At 68.2% G+C, this 2,611-nt stretch carries 5 protein-coding genes and 1 pseudogene; all 6 read right to left on the minus strand.

Annotated features, from left to right (window positions below; translation table 11 throughout):
* Positions 1 to 351: pseudogene (locus PHQ87_RS15845) on the minus strand (hypothetical protein); the annotation flags it as partial.
* Positions 348 to 1,034, minus strand: coding sequence for a prepilin-type N-terminal cleavage/methylation domain-containing protein (locus PHQ87_RS15850; protein ID WP_300236533.1), 687 nt, complete (start codon positions 1,032 to 1,034; stop codon positions 348 to 350). The gene PHQ87_RS15850 and the pseudogene PHQ87_RS15845, both read right to left, overlap by 4 nt.
* The gene (locus PHQ87_RS15855) at positions 1,031 to 1,450 is read right to left on the minus strand and encodes a type II secretion system protein (protein ID WP_300236536.1); all 420 of its coding nucleotides are present in this window, start codon (positions 1,448 to 1,450) and stop codon (positions 1,031 to 1,033) included. Before PHQ87_RS15855 ends, PHQ87_RS15850 begins: the two co-directional genes overlap by 4 nt.
* Before the next feature lies 1 nt (position 1,451).
* Positions 1,452 to 1,907, minus strand: a complete 456-nt coding sequence (locus PHQ87_RS15860) for a GspH/FimT family pseudopilin (RefSeq protein ID WP_300236539.1) — start codon at positions 1,905 to 1,907, stop codon at positions 1,452 to 1,454.
* A gap of 41 nt (positions 1,908 to 1,948) precedes the next feature.
* Positions 1,949 to 2,374, minus strand: coding sequence for a type II secretion system major pseudopilin GspG (gene gspG / locus PHQ87_RS15865; protein ID WP_300236542.1), 426 nt, complete (start codon positions 2,372 to 2,374; stop codon positions 1,949 to 1,951).
* A 24-nt stretch (positions 2,375 to 2,398) separates the two neighbouring features.
* On the minus strand, positions 2,399 to 2,611 hold a 213-nt coding region (locus PHQ87_RS15870), incomplete at its 5' end, for a type II secretion system F family protein (protein WP_300236545.1).

A 2,611-nucleotide genomic window follows, 5' to 3' on the forward strand; every position in this document is an offset into this window, starting at 1 on the left:
CATCGACATGTCGGCGGTATTGAGATCGATCAGGCCCGATTCGTCGGTAATCCGGATCGTCAGCCGGGCCTCGTCGAACTCGAGCGAGTACTCGCGCCCGTCCGGGATCCAGCGCAGCATGGGATCGGGCACCGACAGGAACAGCGCGGACTCGTGGATGCCGGCTTCGGCAGCGTAGCGCGCCACGGTCGCGTCATAGAGCCAGCGCGCCTGCATGCCCTCGGTGCGGGTGAGCAGCGCGAAGGCCCCCAGCAGGATCGTCAGCAGCGCCATCAGCCACAGCACCACCACGAAGGCGACGCCGCGCTGCGCGCGGGCGGCGGGAAACGGCGCGGGCGGGCGGCGGGTCACCGCCTGGACTCCGATTCGGAACCGCTGCGGATGCCGGGGCGGCGCATCCGGAACATCGTGGGCATGCTGCTGCCGGCCAGGACCGGGATTTCGAGATCGGGCCAGACGCGGTTCTCGGCCTCGAATTCCACCATCACGCGCACCAGCAGCGGCAGCTGTTGCACGTTGTCCCACTCGCGCGCCCACTCGCCCAGCTCGCCGTTCTCGTCCAGGCCGCGGTATTCGAAGTGGGCGGAAGCGACGCCGGCCATCAGCAGCACCGGGGCGCGCGGATTGTTGGCCTTGGGGCTGTCCGGGTCGTAGCCGTTGAGCTGGGCGTGGTCGAACAGGATTTCGCTGCCGGCCAGGGTGATCCACTGGACGTGCGGCCCGCCGTTGGCCAGATGGCCGGGCATCGGCCCGACGAACCGCAGCTCGTCGCGGCCGGCCTCGAACACGCGGTTTTCGCCGATGTCCTCCTGCCGATCGAAGGGAATCGACATGGCGTGGGAAAGCTGGCGGCGCAGGAACTCCTGCACGGTGCGGGTCTGGTTGGTCCAGGTCACCACGCGCTCGCCGGCGTGGGTGGTGGCGACCGCGCCGCGCAGCGTGCCGAAGGCCATGGCGATGAGCAGCGCCAGCAGGGTGATGGCGATCAGCACTTCCAGCAGGGTGAAGCCGCGGGCACGGCGCGGGGCGTTCATCGCACCTCCGGCGTGAGCGCACGCAGGGTCGAGAACCGCGCCTCGTAGTCGTTGCGGCCGCGCTCCCAGCGCACCCGCAGATCGAGCCGGTAAAGCTGCACCGGCACCATCGCCGGATCGATCGGGGGATCGCTGGCCACGTCGTAGGGCGTGACCTCCAGATCCCAGGCATAGCGGTCGCCGAAACGGCCCGAGTCGCCGCCTTCCTGCAGGCGCTCGCCCACGCCCAGACCATCGAGCAGGGACTGGGCGTACAGCGAGGCCTCGGTGAAGGCCTCGGCGCTGCGCGCCTGGCGCATCGAGCTCACCGCGATCTGCATCGCCGCCGCCAGCCCGACGGCCAGCAGCGAGAACGCCACCACGATCTCGATCAGGGTGAATCCGCGCTGCGCCCGCTCCGGCCTGGACACCCTCATCTCAGCGCTCCCGGTCCTTGGGTTCGATCACGCTCACCTCGCCGGTCAGCCAGTTGACCTCGATGCGCCACGCGACCTCGCCCAGGATCAGCTCGACGTTGCCGCCGGTGGAGGCACCGTCGGGGAAAAACCGGATGCGGCCGATGCCCTCGCCCTCCATTTCCGAGCGCGCGGTGACCAGCTTCATTTCCATGTTCTTCGGCAGTTCGACCCACTTGCGCCGCGGCGCACGGTAGCGTCGGCCGTCCACGTCGATGGCGATCGCCTGCGGCTCGCGCTTCACGATCGCCTGCCCGCGGGTGTAGCGCATCGCGGCCACGAGGTCGCGGCTGGCGGCCTTGACCCGCGCGCCGGTCAGCCCGTCACCGACGGTGACCGCGACCAGGGTCATCGCCAGCGCGATCAGCGCGACGACCGCGAGGATCTCGACCAGCGTGAATCCGCGTGCGTCGCGCATGGGCATGTCCTCTCCGGCCGCACGCGCGCCCGGCACGGTCCTCACTCGTTGGTGATGTCCGCATCCACGCCGGCACCGCCGGGTTTCTTGTCGGCACCGTAGCTGGTGATGGTGAAGCTGCGGCCGCTGACGCGGTACTCGTAGGGCGTGTTCCACGGATCCTTCAGCGAGCCTTCCTTGATGTACGGACCCAGCCAGCCCTTGGCGTTGCCGGGTGAGCTGATCAGGTCTTCCAGGCGCTGCGGAAGATCGCCCACGTCCATTTCGAACTGGCCGACCTTCGCGGAAAGCGAGGTGATGTCGGTCTGGGCCAGCTTGTACTTGGCCTTGTCCTGCCCGCCAAACACCTGGTTGGCGACCATGCCTGCGATCACCGCGATCAGCGCCACCACGATCAGGATTTCGATCAGGCTGAAACCGCGCTGGGCGCGGGCTGCGATCCGTGAGCTGCGTTGCGTCTTCATCATCGTGCGTCCGTATTCACTTGTGTGTCAGCCCACCGCGTTGGTGAGGCTGAAGATCGGGATCAGGATGGCCATCATGATCAGGGCCACCGCCGCCGCCATGAACACCGTCACTGTCGGCACCAGCGCCGCGAGCAGGCGTTCGACGGTATTCTTGACCTCCTGGCCGAAGGTGTCGGCCACCTTGGTGAGCATGGTATCCAGATCCCCCGATTCCTCGCCCACCGCGACCATCTGCAG

The sequence above is a fragment of the Hydrogenophaga sp. genome (assembly GCF_028698005.1).
Classification (GTDB): domain Bacteria; phylum Pseudomonadota; class Gammaproteobacteria; order Burkholderiales; family Burkholderiaceae_C; genus Hydrogenophaga.

Coding starts and splice junctions, on each gene's coding strand:
- PHQ87_RS15850 (WP_300236533.1), bottom strand. CDS start 1,034: ATGAACGCCCCGCGCCGTGCCCGCGGCTTCACCCTGCTGGAAGTGCTG.
- PHQ87_RS15855 (WP_300236536.1), bottom strand. CDS start 1,450: ATGAGGGTGTCCAGGCCGGAGCGGGCGCAGCGCGGATTCACCCTGATC.
- PHQ87_RS15860 (WP_300236539.1), bottom strand. CDS start 1,907: ATGCGCGACGCACGCGGATTCACGCTGGTCGAGATCCTCGCGGTCGTC.
- gspG (WP_300236542.1), bottom strand. CDS start 2,374: ATGATGAAGACGCAACGCAGCTCACGGATCGCAGCCCGCGCCCAGCGC.